Genomic DNA, 21,128 nt, shown 5'->3' on the forward strand with positions numbered 1-21,128 from the left:
GTGAAGGCCCGTGGCGGGCGCGCGGCACCGGAAGCCCCGGGCGCGGGCCCGCCCGCTCCCGCGGAGCCGAACCCGGGCTCAGGCGGGCGGCGGACCGGGGCGATGGGGCGGCGGCTCGGGCGGCAGGGCGGCGGGCCGGGGCGCGTGGGGCGGCAGCTCGGGCGGGCGGAGGGCCGGGGCGGTGAGGCGGAAGCTCATCCGGCCGAAGCTCACCTGGTCGCCGTCCCGCACCGGGATGGAGCCGACGAGCCGCCGGCCGTTGACGCAGGTGCCGTTGGTGGAACCGAGGTCGCGCAGCACCCAGCGGCCGTTCTGCACGGAGAGTTCGGCGTGCAGCCGGGAGACCGTCTCGTGGTTGAGGCGCAGTCCGTTCGCCGGATCGCGGCCGACGAGCAGCGGGTAGGGGCCGGGCGCGGGGAGCAGCAGCTGCGGGAGCCGCTCCGTCTGCCAGGCGCGGCGCAGCCGCCCGGGGAACGCGGAGATCCCGCCGACCGCGCGGACCAGGCCCTGGGACCAGCGGCTGCCGGTGTCCAGGTCGGATGTGAGGGCCGCCAGCTCCTCGGGGCGTCGGGCGACGAGGGCGAGCTCCATGCGCCGCATGAAGGTGTCGTGCGACAGCTTGCCCTGTGCGGCACCCTCTCTGAGCACGCCGAGGACACGGTCGCGCTGGGCGTCCGACAGCCGCGCGGGATACGTGTGGAACTCGAAGGAGGACGTCACGTGGACGATTGTCGGGCCGAGGGGCCCGGAGTGTCCAGACGAGACCGTGTTTCCCCGCCGTCCGACCAGCTCGGACCGGTTGCGGGGCGTCTTGCTAGGGTCTGCCGCTCATCCATTACCAGGAGACTCTGTGACCTCTGCTCCCTCGCAGTTGACCATCCGTCCGCTGTCCGGATCCGATGAGCTCGACCTGTTCTGCCGCCTTTCGTATGTTCTCGACCACGAGCTGGCGGACGACCTCGCCACCGGCCGCCGCGTCCCGGACTGGATGTGGGTGGCGCTGGACGGCGAGCGGGTCCTCGCCAGGGCCGCGTGGTGGACGGACGCGGCGGGCAACCGGCCGCTGGCGCTGGACTTCTTCGACCTGGACGACACCCTTCCGGTCCCGGAGCGCGTCGCGATCGGCGTCCGGCTGCTGGAGACCGCGACGGCGGCCGTGCTGCCGGCCGGCGCCGAACGGCCCGAGTACGGACGGTTCGTGCCGCCGGACTGGCACGAGGATCCGGTCGCGCGGGAGGTCGTCGAGGCCCGGATCCGGGTGATGGAGGCGACCGGGGCCCGGATGCTGGTGGAGCGGCTGCGGCTGGAGTGGCGGTCCGGTACGCCGGTTCCGGCGGACTCCGGCCGGCTGGTGTTCCGTCCGGTCACCGGCCGGGAGGACCTGCTCGCACTGATGACGCGTGTGCTGGAGGGCACCCTCGACGCCCATGGGCAGGCGGACCTGGCGTCCGGGCTCGATGCCCGCAAGGCGGCGGAGAAGCACTACGACGAGGAGCTGGCGGGGTTCTCGACCCCGATGGACTGGTGGCGGATCGCCGAACTGCCCACCGGTGAGCCGGTCGGCTTCGTCATCCCGGCCCGCAACAACTACAACCCGATCATCGCGTACATCGGCGTCCTCCCCGACCGGCGCGGGCAGGGGTACATCGACGACCTGCTCGCCGAGGGCACCCGGGTGCTGGCGGCCCAGGGCGTGGACCGGATCCGGGCGGCGACCGACCTCGGCAACGTACCGATGGCGCGGTCCTTCGAGCGTCTGGGGTACGTCAACTTCGAGCGCGCGTTCAACATGGTCTGGGAGGCGTAGTACCCGACGAACCGGTCGCTCTCACGGTCCTGGGCGTGGTCGTCATGACCATGGTGCTGGTGGTGTTCGGCGGTTTCGCGATGGTCGTCCACCTCAGCCCGCGCAAGGCCCGTCGCCGGGAGTGAGGGACGGCGTCGCCCCCCGGGAGCCGGTTCGAAAATATCCGGTGGACGGCCGGCGCGGGGGCGACTACGGTCGGCACCGACATCGACCCCGGTCGTGGAAGGAGGCGAGAACCGTGCGCAGGAACCGCAGCACCACCATCCGCAGTACGTCACTCCCGCGCTCCCGCCCCGTCCACCGGGCGGTGTCGGACCTCGTCTGACCGGGAGCGTGGCATTCCGTCCCGGAGGACACCCCATGACCGATCCGGTCATCCGCGCGCTCACGCCGAGCGACGCCGCACTCTTCACCACGTTCCAGGACAGCCCCCTCGTCGGCCGTGCCGCCTTCGGCCACGGCTACACCTCGACGGCCGACGGCGGCGAGTACCGCCCCGACTGGTCCTGGGTCGCCCTGCGCGACGACACCGTGATCGCCAGGGCCGCCTGGTGGGGCGGGCCCGACGACACCGAGCCCGTCGTGCTCAACTGGTTCGACTTCGCCGACGGGGAGGCGGAGGCGGGCGCCGAACTCCTGCGCCGCGCCCCGTTCGACAAGGAGTACGAGCTGATCGCGCCCGCCGGCTGGCGGGAGGACCCGGCCGTGCGGGCCGCGGCCGAGGCGCGGATCGCCGCGGCGACAGCGGCCGGCATGCGGCCGCTGGTCGAGCGCTACCGCTATCGGTGGACCCCCGGCTGCCCGCTGCCGGAGCGGACGGGCCGGCTCACCTTCCGTCCGGAGCCGGACGACGCGGTCATCCTCGACGTGCTGCGCCGGGTGCACTCGGTCACGCTGGACGCCCACGCCCGCAAGGCCATCGAGGGACCCGGAGGTCTGGCGGCCGCGGCCCAGGAGGAGTTGGACTTCTTCCACTGGTGCCCCTCGCCGCGGGAGTGGTGGCAGCTCGCCTACACACCGGACGGCGAGGTGGCGGGCATCCAGGTGCCCGCGCACAACCCGTCGGGTCCCTGCGTCGGCTTCATCGGAGTCGTGCCCGAGGCGCGCGGGCACGGCTACGGCTACGACCTGTTGGTGGAGTGCACCCGCTTCCTGGTCGAGCAGGGCGCCGAGTTCGTCGCGGGTGCGACGGATCAGGGGAACGCGCCGATGGCCGCCGCGTTCGCCCGCGCCGGGTACCCGATCACCCAGGAATGGATCCATCTGGTGTGAGGGCCCCGGCCTCCTCGGCGAGCCAGTCAAGGCGGAGTCGCTGCTCGGCGGGGATCGTCGCGTCCTCTCCGCGCGGCCCCACGTTGAGCAGCACGTTCCCGCCGTCGGCGGCCGTGTCGCGGACCAGTGAGGTCAGGGCCTCGCGGCCGATGAACGCGTCCGGCCCCGAGGCCCGGTTGTAGCCGAAGCTGTGGTCGACGCCCCGGGTGATCTCGTACGGGTCGGAGCCCGTGTAGCGGGCGTACTCGGGGGTGCGGAAGTCGAAGACGGGCGGTGTGCGCGGGACGAAGCCCTCGCCCTGCGCCACCGTCCGGCGGTCCCACCAGTTGTAGAGCGCCTTCGCGCCCGGCAGGTTCAGGCCTCGCCAGTGTGGTGCGCGGGGCAGCAGGCGGTCGTTGACGACGCCGTGCGGGACGGTGAAGCGGTAGAAGTCGACCAGCGAGCGGATCTCGGCGGCGGAGGCGGGCCAGGCGATGTCGTTCCAGAGGATGTCGGGACGGTAGCGCCGGATCAGCTCTCTGAGCTGCGCGTCGGCGTAGGCCGGATAGTGGCCGCGCGGGACGGCGGAGAACATGTCGGCCGCGGTGCCGATGGGCCGGTCGTCGAAGGTCCAGTCGAGTCCGCCGGAGTAGTAGACGCCGAAGCGCAGGCCCTCGGCCCGTACGGCTTCGGCGAACTCGCCCACCACGTCCCGGGTGGTGTGCCAGCCGGGGCGGTGCGGGTTCTTCGTCTCGGAGGGCCAGAGGCAGAATCCGTCGTGGTGCTTGGTGACCAGGACCGCGTATCCGGCGCCCGCCTCGCGGAAGCTGCGGGCCCAGGCGGCCGGGTCCCAGTCGCCGAGCCCGTCCTCGAAGTCGCGGCCGAAGTCCGTGTAGGGGCGGGCTCCGTAGGTCGCGCGGTGGTGGGCGGCGGCCGGGGAGCCGGGGAAGCGGAGCCCGTTCTCGTACCACTCCGCGTACGAGGTCCAGCCGAGCGGCGCGCGCCGGCCCGCCGCCGGGAGCTCGGCGGCGGGGACGTAGGGCGGGGCCCAGCCGGGGACGGATGCGGGTGTCCAGTGAACGAAGATCCCCAGTCGGGCCCGGGACCACCATGAAGCGACCATGGCGGGAAGTATCGATCACTCGGAGGGTGTCGCGAAAGCCCCTTCGACCGGCTTGTTCCGCTTCTGCTGCTTCTGGGCCCGGATCTGGTCGCGGTACCAGGCGTACGAGGCCTTCGGCGTACGGGCGAGGGTCTCGTAGTCGATGTGGACCAGGCCGAACCGCTGGGACGCGCCCTCGGTCCACTCGACGTTGTCGGTGAGCGACCAGGTGAAGTAGCCGCGTACGTCCACCCCGGCGTCCATCGCGGCGCGCAGGGCCGCCAGGTGGCTCTCCAGGTAGGCGATGCGGCGGTCGTCCGCGTGGGGTTCCTCCAGGGCGCAGCCGTTCTCGGTGATGTACAGCGGCGGGAGGCGGTCGCCGTAGCGGGTGTGGAGCGCTGTGACGATCTCGGTCAGCCCCTCGGGGACGACGGGCCAGCCGAAGCCGGTCTTCTCGTACCCCTCGATCTCCCTGATGCCGAAGGGGAGTCCGGCGGGCATCGTGAAGCCGGAGAAGGTCTCCAGTGCCTCCGGCCTGGGCGCTCCGACGAGGGTGGGGTTGTAGTAGTTGACGCCGTACCAGTCGAGCGGGGTGGAGATGACCTTCAGGTCGTCGGCGACCGGTCCCGGCATCAGGGCGGCGAGGCTCTCGTCCGGGTAGCGGCCGGTGAGGATCGGCTCGGCGAACAGCCAGTTGGTGAGCGTGTCGTACAGCTCCGCGCCGAAGCGGTCCTCGTCGCCGTCCCCGGCCGTCCACACCGGGGCGTGGGAGAGCGCGACGCCGATGTTGTCGGCGCCCGCCGCGCGCAGGGCGCGGACCGCGAGGCCGTGGGCGAGGAGCTGGTGGTGGGCGGCGGGCAGGGCGTCGAAGAGCAGGGTGCGGCCGGGGGCGTGCTCGCCCAGCGCGTAGCCGAGCATCGTGACCTCGGCGGGCTCGTTGATCGTGATCCACATGGGGACGCGGTCGGCGAGGCGTTCGGCGACGATGCCCGCGTACTCGGCGAAGCGGTGGGCGGTGTCCCGGTCGAGCCAGCCGCCCGCCTCCTCCAGCGGGAGCGGGGTGTCCCAGTGGTAGAGGGTGGGGGCGGGGGTGATGCCCCGGGCGCAGAGCTCGTCGACGAGCCGGTCGTAGAAGTCGAGCCCGTCGGCGTTGACCGCTCCGCTGCCGCCGGGCACCACGCGCGGCCAGCTGACGGAGAACCGGAAGGCGTCGACGCCGAGGCCGGCCAGCAGGGCGACGTCCTCGCGGTAGCGGGCGTGGAAGCCGGTGCCCCGGGTGGTGTCGGTGCCGTCCTTGATCCGGCCGGGCAGCGCGGCGAAGGCGTCCCAGCCGGAGGGGCCCTTGCCGTCCGCGTCCACCGCCCCCTCGGTCTGGAAGGCGGAGGAGGAGGCTCCCCAGAGGAAGCCGGGCGGGAACATCGGCAGGGTCATGGCGGCCTCCAGCAGCCGTACGTGTGAGCAGGACCGGTACGCGTCAGCAGAACCAGTACGTGTGAGCGCAATCCGTATGAGCGGGCGCCTCGCCGGGCAATGATCAGGACCAGACCTTAATCGCCGGTGGCGGGCGGCAACAGAGCCTGTCGCGTGGATCGTGGAGCCCGCCGCGGGCGACCGCGCGCCCCGCCCAGGGACGAGGAGTGGTGGATGCAGTTCGAGGTGTGGGCCCCCGATGCGGACTCGGTCGTGCTGGAGGCGGCGGACGTCCGGTCCCCGATGGAGCGCGATACGGGGCGCGAGGGGTGGTGGACGGCCGAGGCGGAGGCCGTTGACGGGGACCGGTACGGGTTCCGGCTGGACGACGGGCCGCTGCTGCCGGACCCCCGTTCGCGGCGTCAGCCGGACGGGCCCGACGGCCCGAGCGCGGTCGTCGACCAGGAGGCGTACGCCTGGCGCAACGGGTGGGCGGGGCGGCGGCTGAACCGGGCGGTGCTGTACGAGCTGCACGTGGGGACGTACACCGCCGAGGGCACCTTCGACGCGGCGGCGGCGCGGCTGGGCCATCTGGCGGAGCTGGGCGTCACCCATGTGTCGCTGATGCCGCTCTGCCCGTTCCCGGGCGTGAACGGCTGGGGGTACGAGGGCGTCTCGCTGTGGGCGGTCCACGAGCCGTACGGCGGCCCGGAGGGGCTGAAGCGCTTGGTCGACACGGCGCACGGGCTGGGGCTGGGGGTGGTCCTGGACGTGGTCCACAACCATCTGGGCCCGTCCGGCAACCACCTGCCCGCCTTCGGTCCGTACTTCACCGACACCCACCACACCCCGTGGGGCGCGGCGGTCAACCTGGACGCGCCCGGCTCCGACGAGGTGCGGGCCTTCCTGCTGGGCAGCGCGCTGGCCTGGCTGCGCGACTACCGGCTGGACGGGTTGCGCCTCGACGCGGTGCACGCGCTCGCCGACACCCGGGCGCTCACCTTCCTGGAGGAGCTGTCGGCCGCGGTCGACGCGCTGGCCGTCGAAGCGGGCAGGCCGCTCGGGCTGATCGCCGAGTCCGACCTCTGCGACCCGCGCACCACCACCCCGCGCACGGCGGGCGGCCTCGGGCTGCACGCCCAGTGGAACGACGACTTCCACCACGCCCTGCACACCGCGCTCACCGGCGAGTCGCAGGGCTACTACGCCGACTTCGCCCGCGCCCCGCTGGGGGCCCTCGCCAAGACGGTGACGTCGGCGTTCTTCCACAACGGGACCTTCTCCAGCTTCCGGGGCCGCACCCACGGCCGTCCGGTCGACGTGACGCGCAGCCCGGCCCACCGCTTCGTCGGGTACGCGCAGACCCACGACCAGATCGGCAACCGCGCGCTCGGCGACCGGCTCGCCGCGTCCCTCTCCCCCGGCCTCCAGGCGTGCGCCGCCGCGCTCGTGCTGACCGGCCCCTTCACCCCGATGCTGTTCATGGGCGAGGAGTGGGGGGCGCGCACCCCCTGGCAGTTCTTCACCGACCACACGGACCCGGAGCTGGCCGAGGCCGTACGCAACGGCAGGCGGCGGGAGTTCGGGGCGCACGGCTGGGCCGAGGAGGAGATCCCCGACCCGCAGGACCCCGCCACCCGGGACCGCTCGGTCCTCGACTGGACCGAGCCGGAGCGCGAGCCGCACGCGCGGCTGCTCGCCTGGTACCGCCAACTGATCGCGCTGCGGCGTACGTTGCCCGACCTCCACGATCCCGACCTGGCGTCGGTGAAGACGGCGTTCGACGAGGACGCGCGCTGGCTGGCGTACCGCAGGGGCGATCTGCGGATCGCGGTGAACCTGGCGGACCGGCCGGCCGCCATTCCGCTGGGCTCCGGACGCCACCGGCGCACCGGTGGGCGGGTGTTGGCGGCCTGGGAGCCGGTGGAGGCGCCGGGGGCGGACGGGGTGCTGCATCTGCCGCCGGAGTCGTGCGTGGTGCTGGCGGACGACTGAGCCCGGCCGCCGGGCTGATCACGGTCGGGTCCGGCCGCGCCTCGCGCCGGACCGTTCACCGGGTCGGCATGCCTCCGTGGGGGCTGTTGACCACGATCGGCACCGATCCTTCGACGAGATAGGGGTGTTCGGGGAAGTAGTCGACGTGGAGGTGTCCGCCGTCCTCCGCGGTGGCCATGGCCTTCAGATTGTCCGCCAGGATCGCCCTGGCTTCAGGGCCGCCGCTGATCACCAGGACCTGGCGCGCGGTGTCGAGTTCGATCCGGACGCCGGCGCCCGGAGCCTTCCTGGCCTCGATGCCTGCCAGGGTGTGGCCGCCCGGCGACCGCGTGGCGCCGATGAACCCGTCGCCCTCGCTCACCGCTGCTGCCAGGTCGGCCAGTTCCTCCGCCGAAGCCTGGAGATCCACTTCGTCACACGCGGGGTCGGAGACCAGTCGCACGGGCGGCACTCCTTCGGATTCGGGACTCCATGGTGGCACCCCGCCGGGTCCCGCTACTCCACGACGGCCAGTTCGCGGGCGGTGGTGTTGAGCCGCCGTCCGCCGTCCTCGGTGACCGCCACGATGTCCTCGATCCGGACGCCGAAGCGGCCCGGGAGGTAGATGCCCGGCTCCACGGAGAAGCACATGCCGGGGACGAGCGGCTGCTCCTCGCCCTCGATCATGTAGGGCGGCTCGTGGGTGGTGACGCCGATGCCGTGGCCGGTGCGGTGGATGAACCGGTCGCCGTAGCCGAACTCGGTGATCACCGCGCGGGCGGCCCGGTCGATCTCCTGGCAGGCGACGCCGGGCCGGACGGCGGCGCAGCCCGCCTGCTGGGCCTCGCGGACGATGTCGTGGACCCGCTGCTCCTCGGCGGTGGGTTCGCCGACGTGGACCGTACGGGAGGTGTCGGAGCCGTAGCCGTGCTTCAGGCCGCCGAAGTCGAGGACGACCATGTCGCCGCGCTCGATGGTGCGTTCGCCCGCCTCGTGGTGCGGGTTGGCCCCGTTGGGGCCGGATCCCACGACGGTGAAGTCCACCTGGGAGTGGCCGAACTCCCGCAGCAGCGCGGCCAGATCGATGGCCACGTCGACCTCCCGGCGGCCGGAGAAGCGCACCTTGAGGATCTCCTCGTACGTGGCGTCGGCGGCGGCCCCGGCGGCGGTGAGCCGTTCCAGTTCGGCCGCGTCCTTCACCGCGCGGAGCATCGGGAGCGCCTCGGTGAGCGCGGTGTAGGAGGTGCCGGGCAGCTCCCGCTGGAGGCCGAGCAGATGCATCGCCCAGGCGTTGTCGCTGACGCCGAAGCGGCCCCGCTCCTCCAGCAGCGGGGCGGTCACCGCGTACGGGTCCTTGCCGTCGGTCCAGTCCCGCAGGGTGAGGGCGGGCGCGCCGGTGGCGGCGGCCGCGTCGGGGGCCTCCAGGGTCGGCACCACCAGCACCGGGTCCTGGCCGGCCCGCAACACGAGGAGCGTGAGGCGTTCGGTGCTCACGGGGCGGTAGCCGGTGAGGTGGACGAGGTCGGGACCCGGCGCGACGATCACCCCGGCGAGCCCGGCCTCGGCGGCGGACTCGGCGGCGCGCGCCATCCGCGCCCGGTAGTCGTCGGCGGTGAAGGGCACGGGCGGGACGGACTGCTGGGCGGACGGACTCGGGCTGGACATCAAGACCTCCTGGCGGTGCGACACGGCACACAGCATCCTGCCCGCCCGACGGGACGTACGCGACCGGCTTCCCGCCGCGTGTCAGATCTCGGGGGGTACGCGACCGGCCCCGCCGTCTCGTGTCAGGCCTCCGGGGGTACGCGACCGGCCCCGCCGCCACGTTTCGGACCCCCGGGGGTAGGCGACCGGCCTCCCGCCACGTGTCAGACCTCCGGGGGTACGCGACCAGCTCCGCCCCCGCATGTCAGACCCCCGGGCGCACGCGACCGGCCCCGCCGCCGCGTGTCAGACCCCCGGGGGTACACGCCCGGCCCCACCGCCGCGTGTCGGCCGGGGCCGGCGGCGGTCGGCCGTCGGGAGCCGCACGATCAGGTCCGCCCGGTCCCGGCCCCGCTCCACCAGCCGGGCGTTCGCCTCGTCGGACCGGGCCACCCACTCCTGAGCGCCGGGCCGGTCCCGGCCGTGGCGCACATGGCGGTCGACGAGCCGGCGCACCCGGACCTCCGGGTCGAGGTCCAGGAACCACACCTCGTCCAGCAGCCCGCGCACCTGCGCCCAGGGCCCGTCGTCGAGCAGCAGGTAGTTGCCCTCGGTCACGACGAGCGGGACGTCCGGCGGCACCGGCAGCGAACCGGCGACCGGCTCCTCCAGGAACCGGTCGAAGGCCGGGGCGTAGACCGCGTGCACCGGGTCGGGATCGCGCAGCCGGCGCAGCAGCGCCGCGTACCCGGCCGCGTCGAAGGTGTCGGGCGCGCCCTTGCGGTCGGCGCGGCCCAGGCGGTCCAGCTCGGCGGCGGCGAGGTGGAAGCCGTCCATCGGGACGAGGGCGGCGCGTCCGTCCAGGGCCGCGACCAGCTGGTCCGCCAGAGTGGACTTCCCCACCCCGGGCGGGCCGGCGATCCCGAGGATGCGCCGCCGGCCGGCGTCCGCGAGCGCGCGGGCGCGGTCCGTCAGCGCGGCCGGGCCGCCGGTGGTCGTGCCGTCCACGATGTCCATGCGGGCATTGTGCGGCGGCGGGGAGCCCCGGCGTTAGTGTTACGTATAACTCATCGATGGAAGGACTCCCCCGCCATGTCCCGTCTGGCCCTGGTCACCCTGGTCGTCCGCGACTACGACGAGGCGCTCGCGTTCTACCGCGACGCGCTCGGCTTCGAGGCGGTGGAGGACACCGACCGGGGCGACGGCACCCGCTGGGTGGTGGTGCGCCCGCGCGGCGCGGCTCCCGGCACGGGGCTGCTGCTGGCCCGCGCGAAGGACGAGGCGCAGGCCGCGGCCGTCGGGGCGCAGACGGGCGGCCGGGTCGGCTTCTTCCTGCACACCGAGGACTTCGCGGCCGACCACGCCCGGATGAGCGCGGCCGGGGTGCGCTTCCTGGAGGAGCCCCGGCACGAGACGTACGGCTCGGTCGCGGTCTTCGAGGACCTCTACGGCAACCGCTGGGACCTGCTGCAACCGGCCGGCTGACCCTGCGTGGCCGCGCTCAGTACCCGCCCCGGCCCTCCAGATGGGCCAGCACCGCGAGGACGCGGCGGTGGACGGTGCCGTCGTCCGGCTCCAGGCCGAGCTTGGCGAAGATCGAGCCGATGTGCTTGCTCACCGCCCTCTCGGAGACGGTGAGGTCGGCGGCGATGGTGGCGTTGGCCTTGCCCTGGGCCATGTGCTCCAGGACCTCGCGCTCGCGGGCGGTGAGGCTCTGGAGCGGGCCCGCCGTCGACCTGCGGGTCAGGAGCTGGGAGACCACTTCCGGGTCGAGCGCGGTGCCGCCCGCCGCGACCCGCTCCAGCGCCTCCAGGAACTGCTCGACCCGGCCCACCCGGTCCTTGAGCAGATAGCCGATGCCCCGGGCGCCCCGGGCGAGCAACTCGGCGGCGTACGTCTCCTCGACGTACTGCGAGAGGACCAGGATCGGCAGGTCGGGCAGTTCGGCGCGGGCGGCGAGCGCGGCCCGCAGGCCCTCGTCGCGGAAGGTGGGCGGGAGCCGTACGTCCAGGACGGCGACGTCCGGGCGGTGTGCGAGCAGGGCGGGCAGGATCTCCGGGCCGGCCGCCGCGTCGGCCACCACCTCGTGCCCGGAGCTGGTGAGCAGGAGGACGAGGCCCTCCCGCAGCAGGGCGTTGTCCTCGGCGATCACGATCCGCACGGCAGCTCCACTTCGATGTCCGTCGGCCCCCCGGCGGGGCTGCTGACGCGGGTGGCGCCGTCCAGCGCGGCGACCCGCCGCCGGATGCCCACCAGCCCGCTGCCGGCGCGTTCGTCCGCGCCGCCGTGACCATCGTCGCCGATGATCACCCGCAGCAGGCCGGGGCCCCGGTCGATACGGACCCGGGCGGCGGTGGCGCCGCTGTGCTTGCTGATGTTGGTGAGCGCCTCGGCCACCACGAAGTAGGCGGCGGCCTCGATCGCGGCGGGCAGCCGCCGTCCGTCCTCCACCCCGTCCAGCTCCGCCGTGACGGGTACGGCGACGTCGGCGGCCAACGCCCGTACCGCACCGGCCAGTCCGCGGTCGGTGAGCACCGGCGGATGGATGCCGCGCACCACGTGCCGCAGCTCGGCGAGCGCGGCGTCCGCCCCGTCCTGCGCCTCGTCCAGGCGGGCCCGCGCGGCGGCCGGGTCGCGGTCCAGGAGCTGTCGGGCGAGCCCGATCCGCATCGACAGGGCGACGATCCTGGCCTGGGCCCCGTCGTGCAGATCCCGTTCGATGCGCCTGAGTTCGGCCCCGTGCGCGGCGACCGCGCCGGCCCGGCTCTCGGTGAGGTGGGCGATCCGCTCGGTGAGCTCGGCGGCGGGCGGCGGGGCGAGCAGGGCGAGCGTCCAGCCCGCCGAGAGATCGGCCAGCACCGGGTGCCAGCGCAGCGCCCAGCCGGGCCGCTCGGGCGGCTCGGTCCCGTACTCGTCGGCCCGCCGCCGGTCCACCTGGCCCACGACGGACAGCGCGACCCCGTCCACCAGCAGGGCGACGGGCCACAGGACCATCGCGAGGTAGCCGAGCCCCATCCCGAAGAGCGTCTGGAGCGGCAGCCACAGCGCGAGACGCCAGGTGGTCCGGTCGGTGAGCGTCCGACGGACACGTTCGGACAACTCGCCGCCGTCCAGGGACGGATACGACGCGGGACGGTGGCCGGGCCCGAGGCGGGCCGCCGCCCTGCGGCTCTCCGCCGCGGCGGCCCGGCGCAGCAGCGCGGCGGCCTCCGGCAGCGCGGGCAGCCCGATGATCACAACGGCGAACAGGAGGGTCGCCACCACCAGGAACCCGCCGACGTAGGTCAGCATCGCGACCCCGATACCGAGGAAGAGGTAGAGCGAGGCGTCCCAGGAACGCCGTACGGCCACCGTGAGAGGGGCGGGTGGGGAGCTCATGGCAGCTCACGTTACGGGGGCGGGTCCACCGCCGGAGGGGGGCCCGCCCCCGGCCGGGGGTGGAGCTGGGTCCACCCCCGGTCCGGGAGTGGCCACCCTCGCCCGCCCGCGCCCCGGCTCCTAGCGTTTGAGCAGGTCGAACGGTACGGGGACGGTGGAGGCGAACAGTGCGCACGACGATGGTGGAACAGGTGACCGCGCTCGGTCTGGTGGAGGTGAGCCGGAGCTACGGGCGGCGTGGTAGCGGCCGGACGACGACGGCGCTGGACGCGGTCAGCTGCGCGGTCCCGGCCGGCAGCTTCACCGCGGTGGTGGGTCCCTCGGGTTCGGGCAAGAGCACTTTCCTCCAGGTCGCGGCGGGCCTGGACCGGCCGACCTCGGGGACGGTGCGGATCGGCGGCACCGATCTCGGGTCGCTCTCGGAGGCGGCGCTGACCCGGTTGCGCCGGGACCGGATCGGGTTCGTCTTCCAGTCGCACGCGCTCAACCTGGTGCCGTCGCTGTCCATCGAGGAGAACGTGGTGCTGCCGCTGGTGCTGGGCGGTGCGGATCCGGGCGGCCCCGATGTGCTGGCGCGCGGGCGGGAGTTGCTGGCCCGGGTCGGTCTCGCGGGGCGCGGCGGCGACGGCCCCGCGACGCTGTCGGGCGGTCAGCAGCAGCGGGTGGCGGTGGCGCGGGCGCTGGTGACGGAGCCCGAGGTGATCTTCGCGGACGAGCCGACGGCCTCCCTCGACCCGGAGTCCGCGGCGCTGGTCCTGACCCTGTTGCGGGATGCCGTGCGGATCGAGGGCCGCACGGTCGTGATGGTCACGCATGACCCGGTGGCGGCGAGCTGGGCGGACACCGTGCTGACGATGGACGGCGGTCGGCTGCGATGAGGCGGCGTACGAACACGGCGGCGCGGGAGGCGCTGGGCGTACGGCAGGGGTCGCGGCGGGCCGCCGCGTTCCTGGCCCGGCGGTCGCTGGCCACGCACCGGCGGGCCTGGGCGGCGGTGGTCGTGGCGACCGGCGCGGCCGCGGCGCTGGTCGGCGCGTTCGCGTTCGTCATCGGCTCGCTGCTGGTGGCCGCGCCGCCGGTGCAGCGGTACGCCGGGGCCGACGCGGTGGTGGCGGCGGACCAGAAGGTGTCGTACACCGCGAAGCCCTGGGGCGGCGAACCGCGGACCGCGACGGCGTACCTCCCCGAGCGGGCCCGCCTGGACCGGTCGGTGCTGGCCGCGGTGGCCGGGGCCGACGGGGTGGCGCGGGCCGTCGCGGACGACTCCGTGCCGGTTGCCACCGGCGACGGGCGGCCGGCGGTGGGCCGCTCCTGGCCGTCCGCCGTGCTCACCCGGTACGAACTGTCCGACGGGCGGGCCCCCGGGGACGCGACCGAGGTCGTCCTGGACGGCGCGCTCGCGGCCGGCGGCCCCGCCCCGGGCGATCGGGTGGTGCTGCGGGCCGACGGAGCCGCCCGGACGTACACCGTCAGCGGCATCGCCCGCACCGGGCACGGCGGCGACGGTCCCCCGGCCGTGTTCTTCACCGAGCCCCGGCTGACCGCCCTGGCCGGTCACCCGGGCCGGATCGACGCGATCGGCGTGGTCGTGGAGCCGGGCGTCCCCCGGGAGGCGCTGCACGAGGCGATCGGCGCGGTCCTGCCCGAGCGTTCGGGCGTCGCGGGTGCCGACCGGGGTGTGCGGGTGCTGACGGGTGCGGAGCGCGGGGAGGCCGAGCACGTGGACGCGCTCGGCGGACGCGCGGACCAGCTGGCCCTGCTCGGTTCGATCGGCGGCACCGTGCTGATGGTGGCGCTCCTGGTGATCGCCTCGACGCTGTCCCAGGCGATCCACCAGCGGTCCGGAGAGCTGGCGCTGCTGCGGGCGGTCGGGGCCTCACCCCGCCAACTGCGGTCCGCGATCGGCCGGGAGGCGGGCCGGGTGTCCGCGGCGGCCGCGCTGCTGGGCGGCATCGGGGCCGTACCGCTGGGTCTGGCGATGCGTTCCCTGCTGACGACGGGGACCCTCCCGCTGCCGGTGCCGTGGTGGCTGCCGCCCGCCGCGGCCCTGGCCGGCGGGCTGCTGGTCGCGCTGCTCGCGCGGCCGGTCGCGATGCTCGCCGCCCGGGGCATCACCCGGCTGCGGCCCGCCGCCGCGCTGGGTGCGGCGACGGCGGACGAACCGAGCGGGCCGGGCCGGTTCCGTACGGTCGCGGGCGCGGTGCTGGCCTTCGCGGGCGTCAGCTCGGCGGGGGTGGCGGCGGCGCAGAGCGGTCAGGCGGCGGGCGTCGCCGCCTCGGGGGCAGCGATGTCGCTGGTGATCGCGGTCGCCCTGCTGGGGCCCCGGATCGCGCGGATCGCCCTGGGCGTGCTGGGCCGACCGGTGCGCCGGGCGGGCGGGGTGTCGGGCTTCCTGGCCGAGCGGGCGGCCGCGGCGCACACACGGCGGCTGGCCGCCGCGTTCACCCCGATCGTGCTGGTGGTCGCGTTCGTCTGCGTACAGCTGGCGTCGGGGTCGACGCTGGAGCGGGCCTCCGACCGGCAGGCATCCGCCGCACTGCGGGCGGACCTGGTGGCGACGGCGGGCGGTGCGGGTCTGCCGGCCGGAGCGGTACGGGCGGTGCGGGAGGCGCCGGGGGTCACGGCGGCGACCGGGGTGCTGCGCTCGGCGGTCGTCCTGGCCGACCGGGAGGCCGGCGAGCCGGTGCTCAGCCGCCTGCCCGTGCTGGGCGTGCACGCGAGCGGGCTGTCCGGCACGCTCGACCCCCGGGTCACGGCGGGCGACCTGGACCGGCTCACGGGCCGGGACGCGGTCGCGGTCGGGACGGACCGGGCGAAGAGCCTGGACGTCGGCCCCGGGGACCGGGTGGCGCTGCGGCTCGGTGACGGCACCCGGGTGGAGCCGCGGGTCGTCGCGGTGTACGAACACGGGCTGGGTCTGGGCGAGTTCCTCTTCCCGCACGAGGCGCTGGCGGGCCATGTCACGGCCGCACGGGACCAGGCTGTCCTGATCCGGACCGGGGCCGGGGCCGGGAGCGACGGGAAGGCCGCGGCCGGGGTGCGGGAGGCGCTGGCTCCGTACGGCGGCGGGGTGACGGTGCGGGCCGCGACGGCCGACGACGTGAGGATCAGCCCGCCCGTCTCGGACCGGGACAACGCCGTGATCGTCATCGGCGTCGGGGTGATCGGCGGCTTCGCGCTGCTGGCCGTGGTGAGCACGCTGGCGCTGATCACGGTCGGCCGCCGGGGCGAGTTCCGGCTGCTGCGGATGGTCGGCACGGGCCGCCGGCAGCTTCGGCGGATGCTGGTGCTGGAGACCGGCCTGGTGACGGTCGCCGGGCTGGTGATCGGCACGGCGGTGGCAGCGGTCCCGCTGACCGCGTTCGCCGTCGCGGTGGCGGGCACGGCGCCGTATCTCCCGCCGGTCCAGTACGGGGTGATCGCGGGCGCGGTGACGCTCGCCGCGGCGGCGGGGACGCTGGTCCCGGGGGTGGCCGGGGGACGCTTCGTGTTGGGACGCGCCGGGCGGGGTGATCGGCGGAGGGGGTGAGGGGCCCCGGGGCGGGGAAAGGCGGAGGGGGTGAGAGGCCCCCGGGCGGGGAAAGGCGGAGAGGCCGAGGGCCTGAGGGCCTGAGGGCCTGAGGGCCTGAGGGCCTGAGGGCCTGAGGGCCTGAGGGCCTGAGGGCAGGACCGGACCAGGCCCCGGCCCTGCCCACCGCCCTCCCCGCCGCCCGCCTCGCCATTCGGCCCACTGCCGAGGCGCGGCCCGGCGGCCTCCGATGACCATGGGTCCATGGAGTCCACGGAGAGCGCCGCCTCCCAGGCCGGAGGGGCGGCCCCCGCAGCACCCGCCGAGCGGCACGCCGGCTGGAACGAGCTGTTCTTCGACCTCGTCGTCGTCGCCGGGGCCGGACAGCTGGCCCATCTGCTGCACGACGGCCCGCACCTGGTGGATCTCGCCCTGTACGGGGTCCTCTACCTGGCCTTCTGGACCACCTGGGCGGGGTTCGCCGTCTACGGGGACATCGCGGCCTCCGCGACCCGGGTCCGCACCCTGCTCATCGCGATGTTCGGCATGGCGGTGATGGCGGCCTCCGTGCACACGGTCCGGACGAGCCACGCGGTCGCCTTCGTCATCGCGTACGTCGCGCTGCGCCTCCAGGCGGGCCGGATCTGGCAGCGCGGAAGCATCGTCGTGGACTGGCCGCTGGCCCAGTTCGGGGCGGGCGCGGTGCCCTGGCTCGTCTCCCTCTTCGTGGAGACGCCGCTGCGCTACTGGCTCTGGGCCCTCGGCATCGCGCTGGACATCGTCACTCTCCTGATCTCCACCCGCGACCGCACCCTGCGGCGCGCGAACGAACGGGCCGCGCGCCGCCGCGACGACCGCCCGCCGCCGGGCCCCGCGCACTCCACCGCCCCCGCGCCGCCCCGGCTCAGCGAGTCGCGCGTCGACGCCGCGCACATGGGCGAACGGCTCGGGCTGTACGTGATCATCGTGCTGGGCGAGGGCGTCATCCAGATCATCGACGCGGCGTCCGAGCGCGACGACTGGGACCGGCCGTTGGCGGCCACCGGTCTCGGGGCCTTCGGGCTGCTGGCCGCGATCTGCACGCTGAGCCTGCTCTACGGCACCAACGGGATCCCCCATCTGCGCAAGGACGCGCTCGCCCCGAGACTGGCGATGCTGCTGCACGCCGTGATGACCGGCTTCCTGGTCGCGTTGGCCACCGCGCTGGGCTCGGCGGTCACGCACGTCGACGACGTCCTGCCGAAGGGCCAGCACTGGCTGCTGTGCGGGGCGATGGCCGGGTACTTCGCGGCCGGGCTGGTCGCGGCACTGCCGCTCGCGGACCGGTCCGACCGCATCTGGCTGCTGGGCTGGGCGCTGCCCTGCGTGGCCGGGGCCGCCGCGCTCGCCCCGCTCGGGGTGCGGCTGCCGGCCTGGGCCACGATCTGGATCCTGGTGGCGCTGGTCTGCTGGCAGATCGCCTACAACCCGGGGCCGCCCGGAGCACCACCGTCCGGGCGGCGGCGAAGGATCAGGCGAGGGACCCGCATCGTCTGACGGGAGATCGACTGCCCGGGAATCATCCGACCGGGAAACGCGCGAGCAGGAATCGCGCGAGCTGGAGTCATCCGATCGGGGACCTCCTGCCCGGGAATCGCCCGGCCGCAGTGGTCGTCACGCCCGCGCCAGACCCGCTTCCCGTACGGCCACCGCCTCCATCGCGTCCAGCACCGGCCGGATCAGCGGATGGCCCTCGGCCCCCTGGCGTACGGCCGCGAAGACCCGGCGGGTGGGGGCGCTGCCCTCGACCGGGCGGACAACCACCCCGGTCAGCTCCATCCCGCGCAGAGCGGACCGGGGCACCAGAGCCACCCCGGCGTCCGCCCCGGCCAGGGAGACCACGGCGCGGAAGTCGTCCGAGGAGTGTTCGAGGCGGGGGGCGAATCCGGCGAACTCGCAGGCCAGGACCACCACGTCATGGCAGGGGTTGCCCGGGTAGGGCCCGATCCACGGGTCCTTCGCGAGGTCGGCGACCGCCACCTGCGCCTGGTCCGCGAGGCGGTGGCCCACCGGGAGCACCGCGTCGAACGGCTCCGAGTACAGGGGGACGCGGGTCAGCCGGCGGTCGTCCTCGGCGGGCGCGCCCCGGTACTCGACGGCCACCGCCACGTCGACCTGCCGGTCCAGCACCATCGGGACGCTCGCGTCGCCCTCCGCGTCCTGGACCTTGACCCGGATGCCGGGCGCGGTGCGGGCCAGCTCGATGAGGGCGGGGGCGAGGACGAGGCCGATGCCGGTGGCGAACGCGGCGACCGTGACCGTACCGGCGACGCCCGCGCTGTAGTCGGCGAGCTCCGCCTCCGCCCGCTCCAGCTGGGCCAGGACCACGTTGGTGTGGCTCAGCAGGATCTCCCCGGCGGCGGTGAGCCGGGCGCCGCGCGCGCCGCGTTCGACGAGGCGGTGGCCGGTCTCCTGCTCCAGGGCCGCGAGCTGCTGGGAGACGGCGGAGGGCGTCAGGTACAAGGCGGCGGCGGCCGCGGTCACGGTGCGGTGGTCGGCCACCGCACGGAGGATTCGCAGCCGCCGCGCATCGATCATGTGCCCATTGTCCCAGGTCGCGGCCAAGACCCCGACCTGGTGCGTTTTACGCCTCCAGGGCCGCCCGAGCGTCGACGAACGCGTCCACGGCGCGGTTCACGTCGGCGGTGGAGTGCGCGGCGGAGAGCTGGACACGGATACGGGCCGCGTCCTGCGGGACGACCGGGTAGGAGAAGCCGATCACGTACACCCCGCGTTCCAGGAGCAGTTCCGCCATCCGGCCCGCCTTGCCCGCGTCCCCGATCATGACGGGGGCGATGGCGTGGTCGCCGGGCAGGATGTCGAAGCCCTCCTCGGTCATCCGGGTGCGGAAGAGCGCGGTGTTGGCGTTGAGCTGGTCGCGCAGGTCACCGGCGGACTCCAGCAGGTCGATGACCTTGAGGGAGGCGGCGGCGATGACCGGGGCGAGCGAGTTGGAGAAAAGGTAGGGGCGCGAGCGCTGGCGCAGCAGGGCGACGATCTCCGCGCGGGCCGCGACGTAACCGCCGGAGGCTCCGCCCAGCGCCTTGCCGAGGGTGCCGGTGATGATGTCGACCCGGTCCATGACGCCGTGCAGTTCGGGCGTGCCGCGTCCGCCGGGGCCGACGAAGCCGACGGCGTGCGAGTCGTCGACCATGACCATGGCGTCGTAGCGGTCGGCCAGGTCGCAGATCTCCTGGAGCGGGGCGACGTAGCCGTCCATGGAGAAGACGCCGTCGGTGACGATGAGGCGGCGGCGGGCCCCGGACGCCTCCTTGAGCTGCTGCTCCAGGTCGGCCATGTCGCGGTTGGCGTAACGGTGGCGCTTCGCCTTGGAGAGCCGGATGCCGTCGATGATGGAGGCGTGGTTGAGCGCGTCGGAGATGACCGCGTCCTCGGGGCCCAGCAGCGTCTCGAAGACTCCGCCGTTGGCGTCGAAGCAGGAGGAGTAGAGGATCGTGTCCTCCTGGCCGAGGAAGGCCGAGAGCCGCTGCTCCAGCTCCTTGTGGACCTCCTGGGTGCCGCAGATGAAGCGGACCGAGGCGAGACCGTAGCCCCAGCGGTCCAGCGCCTGGTGGGCGGCGGCGATCACCTCGGGGTGGTCGGCGAGGCCCAGGTAGTTGTTGGCGCAGAAATTGAGGACCTCGCCGGCGCGCCCGCCGGAGGTCACGGCCACGGTCGCGGACTGCGGGGTGCCGATCACGCGCTCGGGCTTGTGCAGCCCGGCGGCGCGGATCTCGTCGAGGGTGGTGCGCAGATCGTCGCGTACGGAGTCGAACATGCGGATTCCTTAAGGGTCAGGAAGGGGTTCGAAAGGTCGGCTCGAAGGCCGGCCCGGAAGCCGGCCCGGAAGGTCAGACGGTCCAGTCGAGGATGACCTTGCCGCCGAGGCCGCTCGCGGCGTCGTCGAAGGCCGCCTCGAAGTCGCGGTAGCCGTACCGGCCGGTGATCACGGGGGCGAGGTCCAGGCCGCCCTCCAGCAGGACGGACATGGCGTACCAGGTCTCGTACATCTCACGGCCGTAGATCCCCTTGATGGTGATCATCGAGGTGACGATGCGGGACCAGTCGACGGCGAACTCCTCGGCGGGCAGGCCGAGCATGGCGATCCGGCCGCCGTGCGTCATGTTCGCGACCATGTCGCGCATCGCCTCGGGGCGGCCGGACATCTCCAGGCCGATGTCGAAGCCCTCGCGCAGGCCGAGATCCCGCTGCCCGTCCGCGATGGTGCGGTCCGCGACGTTCAGGGCCAGGCTGACGCCGACCTTGCGGGCGAGCGCGAGGCGGGCCTCGCTGACGTCGGTGATGACGACGTTGCGGGCGCCGGCGTGCTTGGCGACGGCGGCGGCCATGATGCCGATCGGTCCGGCGCCGGTGATCAGGACGTCCTCGCCGACCAGCGGGAAGGACAGGGCCGTGTGCACGGCGTTGCCGAACGGGTCGAAGATCGCCGCGATGTCGAGGTCGACGGGGGTCCGGTGCACCCACACGTTGGAGGCGGGCAGCGCGACGTACTCGGCGAACGCGCCGTCCCGGCCGACGCCGAGGCCGACGGTGGAACGGCAGAGGTGGCGGCGGCCGGCGAGACAGTTGCGGCACTTGCCGCAGACGAGGTGGCCCTCGCCGCTGACCAGGTCGCCGACCGCGATGTCCACGACGTCCGAGCCGAGCGCCGCGACCTCGCCGACGAACTCGTGGCCGAGGACGAGCGGGGTGGTGACCGCCTGCTGGGCCCAGCCGTCATAGGCGCGGATGTGCAGGTCGGTGCCGCAGATGCCGGTGCGCAGGACCTTGATCAGGACGTCGGTGGGGCCGTACTCCGGCTCCGGCACGTCCATCAGCCACAGTCCGGGTTCGGCCTTCTGCTTGACGAGTGCCTTCACGGCTGCGGCTCCCTGACGTCGGTACGCGAGTGGATACCCCGGGCCTGGGGGCATGTCGGAGGAACCCTGCGGCCCGGGGTGGTTTTCGGGGGGTCACCCCCCATGGTGGGGGTTCGGCGGGACGGGACGGAGCAT

The 21,128-nt window shown here is 74.3% G+C and carries 18 protein-coding genes; 7 read left to right on the forward strand and 11 right to left on the reverse strand.

The features are described from left to right. Window positions 1-78 precede the first annotated feature (78 nt). Window positions 79-720 (reverse strand): DUF1707 and FHA domain-containing protein, encoded by a 642-nt coding sequence (locus ACH4UK_RS20590; RefSeq protein ID WP_398358179.1) that lies wholly within the window; start codon window positions 718-720, stop codon window positions 79-81. A gap of 130 nt (window positions 721-850) precedes the next feature. Between ACH4UK_RS20590 and ACH4UK_RS20595 the strand changes: the two genes are divergently transcribed. Next, a complete protein-coding gene (locus ACH4UK_RS20595) occupies window positions 851-1,807 on the forward strand; it encodes a GNAT family N-acetyltransferase (RefSeq protein WP_398358181.1) in 957 nt (318 codons plus the stop codon). A 360-nt stretch (window positions 1,808-2,167) separates the two neighbouring features. Further along, window positions 2,168-3,079 carry a GNAT family N-acetyltransferase gene (locus tag ACH4UK_RS20600; RefSeq protein ID WP_398358184.1) on the forward strand — a complete coding sequence of 304 codons (912 nt, stop codon included), beginning with the start codon at window positions 2,168-2,170 and terminating at the stop codon, window positions 3,077-3,079. Here the strand turns inward: ACH4UK_RS20600 and ACH4UK_RS20605 are convergent. Then, the gene (locus tag ACH4UK_RS20605; RefSeq protein WP_398358186.1) at window positions 3,051-4,181 is read right to left on the reverse strand and encodes an alpha-L-fucosidase; all 1,131 of its coding nucleotides are present in this window, start codon (window positions 4,179-4,181) and stop codon (window positions 3,051-3,053) included. The two genes, ACH4UK_RS20600 and ACH4UK_RS20605, sit on opposite strands and share 29 nt — an antisense overlap. A gap of 15 nt (window positions 4,182-4,196) precedes the next feature. After that, a complete protein-coding gene (locus tag ACH4UK_RS20610) occupies window positions 4,197-5,591 on the reverse strand; it encodes a GH1 family beta-glucosidase (RefSeq protein WP_398358188.1) in 1,395 nt (464 codons plus the stop codon). Window positions 5,592-5,804: 213 nt separating this feature from the next. Here ACH4UK_RS20610 and treZ point away from each other — a divergent pair, with 213 nt between their 5' ends. Next, complete coding sequence (gene treZ / locus ACH4UK_RS20615) at window positions 5,805-7,565, forward strand: malto-oligosyltrehalose trehalohydrolase (RefSeq protein ID WP_398358189.1); 1,761 nt, start codon at window positions 5,805-5,807, stop codon at window positions 7,563-7,565. Between the two features lie 55 nt (window positions 7,566-7,620). Here treZ and ACH4UK_RS20620 read toward each other — a convergent pair whose 3' ends face one another. From ACH4UK_RS20620 to ACH4UK_RS20630, 3 genes are all read right to left on the reverse strand, one after another. After that, window positions 7,621-8,007, reverse strand: a complete 387-nt coding sequence (locus ACH4UK_RS20620) for a hypothetical protein (RefSeq protein WP_398358191.1) — start codon at window positions 8,005-8,007, stop codon at window positions 7,621-7,623. 53 nt (window positions 8,008-8,060) lie between these two features. Next, window positions 8,061-9,209, reverse strand: a complete 1,149-nt coding sequence (locus tag ACH4UK_RS20625) for a M24 family metallopeptidase (RefSeq protein WP_398358192.1) — start codon at window positions 9,207-9,209, stop codon at window positions 8,061-8,063. 285 nt (window positions 9,210-9,494) lie between these two features. Beyond that, window positions 9,495-10,205, reverse strand: coding sequence for a nucleoside/nucleotide kinase family protein (locus tag ACH4UK_RS20630; RefSeq protein WP_398358194.1), 711 nt, complete (start codon window positions 10,203-10,205; stop codon window positions 9,495-9,497). A 75-nt stretch (window positions 10,206-10,280) separates the two neighbouring features. Here ACH4UK_RS20630 and ACH4UK_RS20635 point away from each other — a divergent pair, with 75 nt between their 5' ends. After that, entirely contained in the window at window positions 10,281-10,673 is a 393-nt protein-coding gene (locus ACH4UK_RS20635) for a VOC family protein (protein ID WP_398358196.1), read from the forward strand. Between the two features lie 16 nt (window positions 10,674-10,689). On the opposite strand, the gene ACH4UK_RS20640 is transcribed toward ACH4UK_RS20635, so the two are convergent. Continuing rightward, a complete protein-coding gene (locus tag ACH4UK_RS20640) occupies window positions 10,690-11,349 on the reverse strand; it encodes a LuxR C-terminal-related transcriptional regulator (RefSeq protein ID WP_398358197.1) in 660 nt (219 codons plus the stop codon). Beyond that, window positions 11,337-12,566: a histidine kinase gene (locus tag ACH4UK_RS20645; protein ID WP_398358199.1), complete on the reverse strand. Its 1,230-nt coding sequence runs from the start codon at window positions 12,564-12,566 to the stop codon at window positions 11,337-11,339. Before ACH4UK_RS20645 ends, ACH4UK_RS20640 begins: the two co-directional genes overlap by 13 nt. A gap of 179 nt (window positions 12,567-12,745) precedes the next feature. Between ACH4UK_RS20645 and ACH4UK_RS20650 the strand changes: the two genes are divergently transcribed. From ACH4UK_RS20650 to ACH4UK_RS20660, 3 genes are all read left to right on the forward strand, one after another. Next, window positions 12,746-13,444: an ABC transporter ATP-binding protein gene (locus tag ACH4UK_RS20650; protein ID WP_398358532.1), complete on the forward strand. Its 699-nt coding sequence runs from the start codon at window positions 12,746-12,748 to the stop codon at window positions 13,442-13,444. Then, window positions 13,441-16,095, forward strand: a complete 2,655-nt coding sequence (locus ACH4UK_RS20655; protein ID WP_398358201.1) for an FtsX-like permease family protein — start codon at window positions 13,441-13,443, stop codon at window positions 16,093-16,095. Before ACH4UK_RS20650 ends, ACH4UK_RS20655 begins: the two co-directional genes overlap by 4 nt. 243 nt (window positions 16,096-16,338) lie before the next feature. Next, window positions 16,339-17,610, forward strand: a complete 1,272-nt coding sequence (locus tag ACH4UK_RS20660) for a low temperature requirement protein A (protein ID WP_398358203.1) — start codon at window positions 16,339-16,341, stop codon at window positions 17,608-17,610. 117 nt (window positions 17,611-17,727) lie between these two features. Here the strand turns inward: ACH4UK_RS20660 and ACH4UK_RS20665 are convergent, their stop codons facing one another. The 3 genes from ACH4UK_RS20665 to tdh form a co-directional block, all read right to left on the reverse strand. After that, a complete protein-coding gene (locus tag ACH4UK_RS20665) occupies window positions 17,728-18,651 on the reverse strand; it encodes a LysR family transcriptional regulator (RefSeq protein ID WP_398358205.1) in 924 nt (307 codons plus the stop codon). 46 nt (window positions 18,652-18,697) lie between these two features. Further along, on the reverse strand, window positions 18,698-19,891 hold the full coding sequence (locus tag ACH4UK_RS20670) for a glycine C-acetyltransferase (protein WP_398358207.1): 1,194 nt from the start codon (window positions 19,889-19,891) through the stop codon (window positions 18,698-18,700). A gap of 73 nt (window positions 19,892-19,964) precedes the next feature. Beyond that, window positions 19,965-20,993 (reverse strand): L-threonine 3-dehydrogenase, encoded by a 1,029-nt coding sequence (gene tdh / locus ACH4UK_RS20675; RefSeq protein ID WP_398358209.1) that lies wholly within the window; start codon window positions 20,991-20,993, stop codon window positions 19,965-19,967. Between the last annotated feature and the right edge of the window lie 135 nt (window positions 20,994-21,128).

The sequence above is a fragment of the Streptomyces sp. NPDC020884 genome (genome assembly GCF_044333935.1).
In the GTDB taxonomy this organism is placed as follows: domain Bacteria; phylum Actinomycetota; class Actinomycetes; order Streptomycetales; family Streptomycetaceae; genus Streptomyces.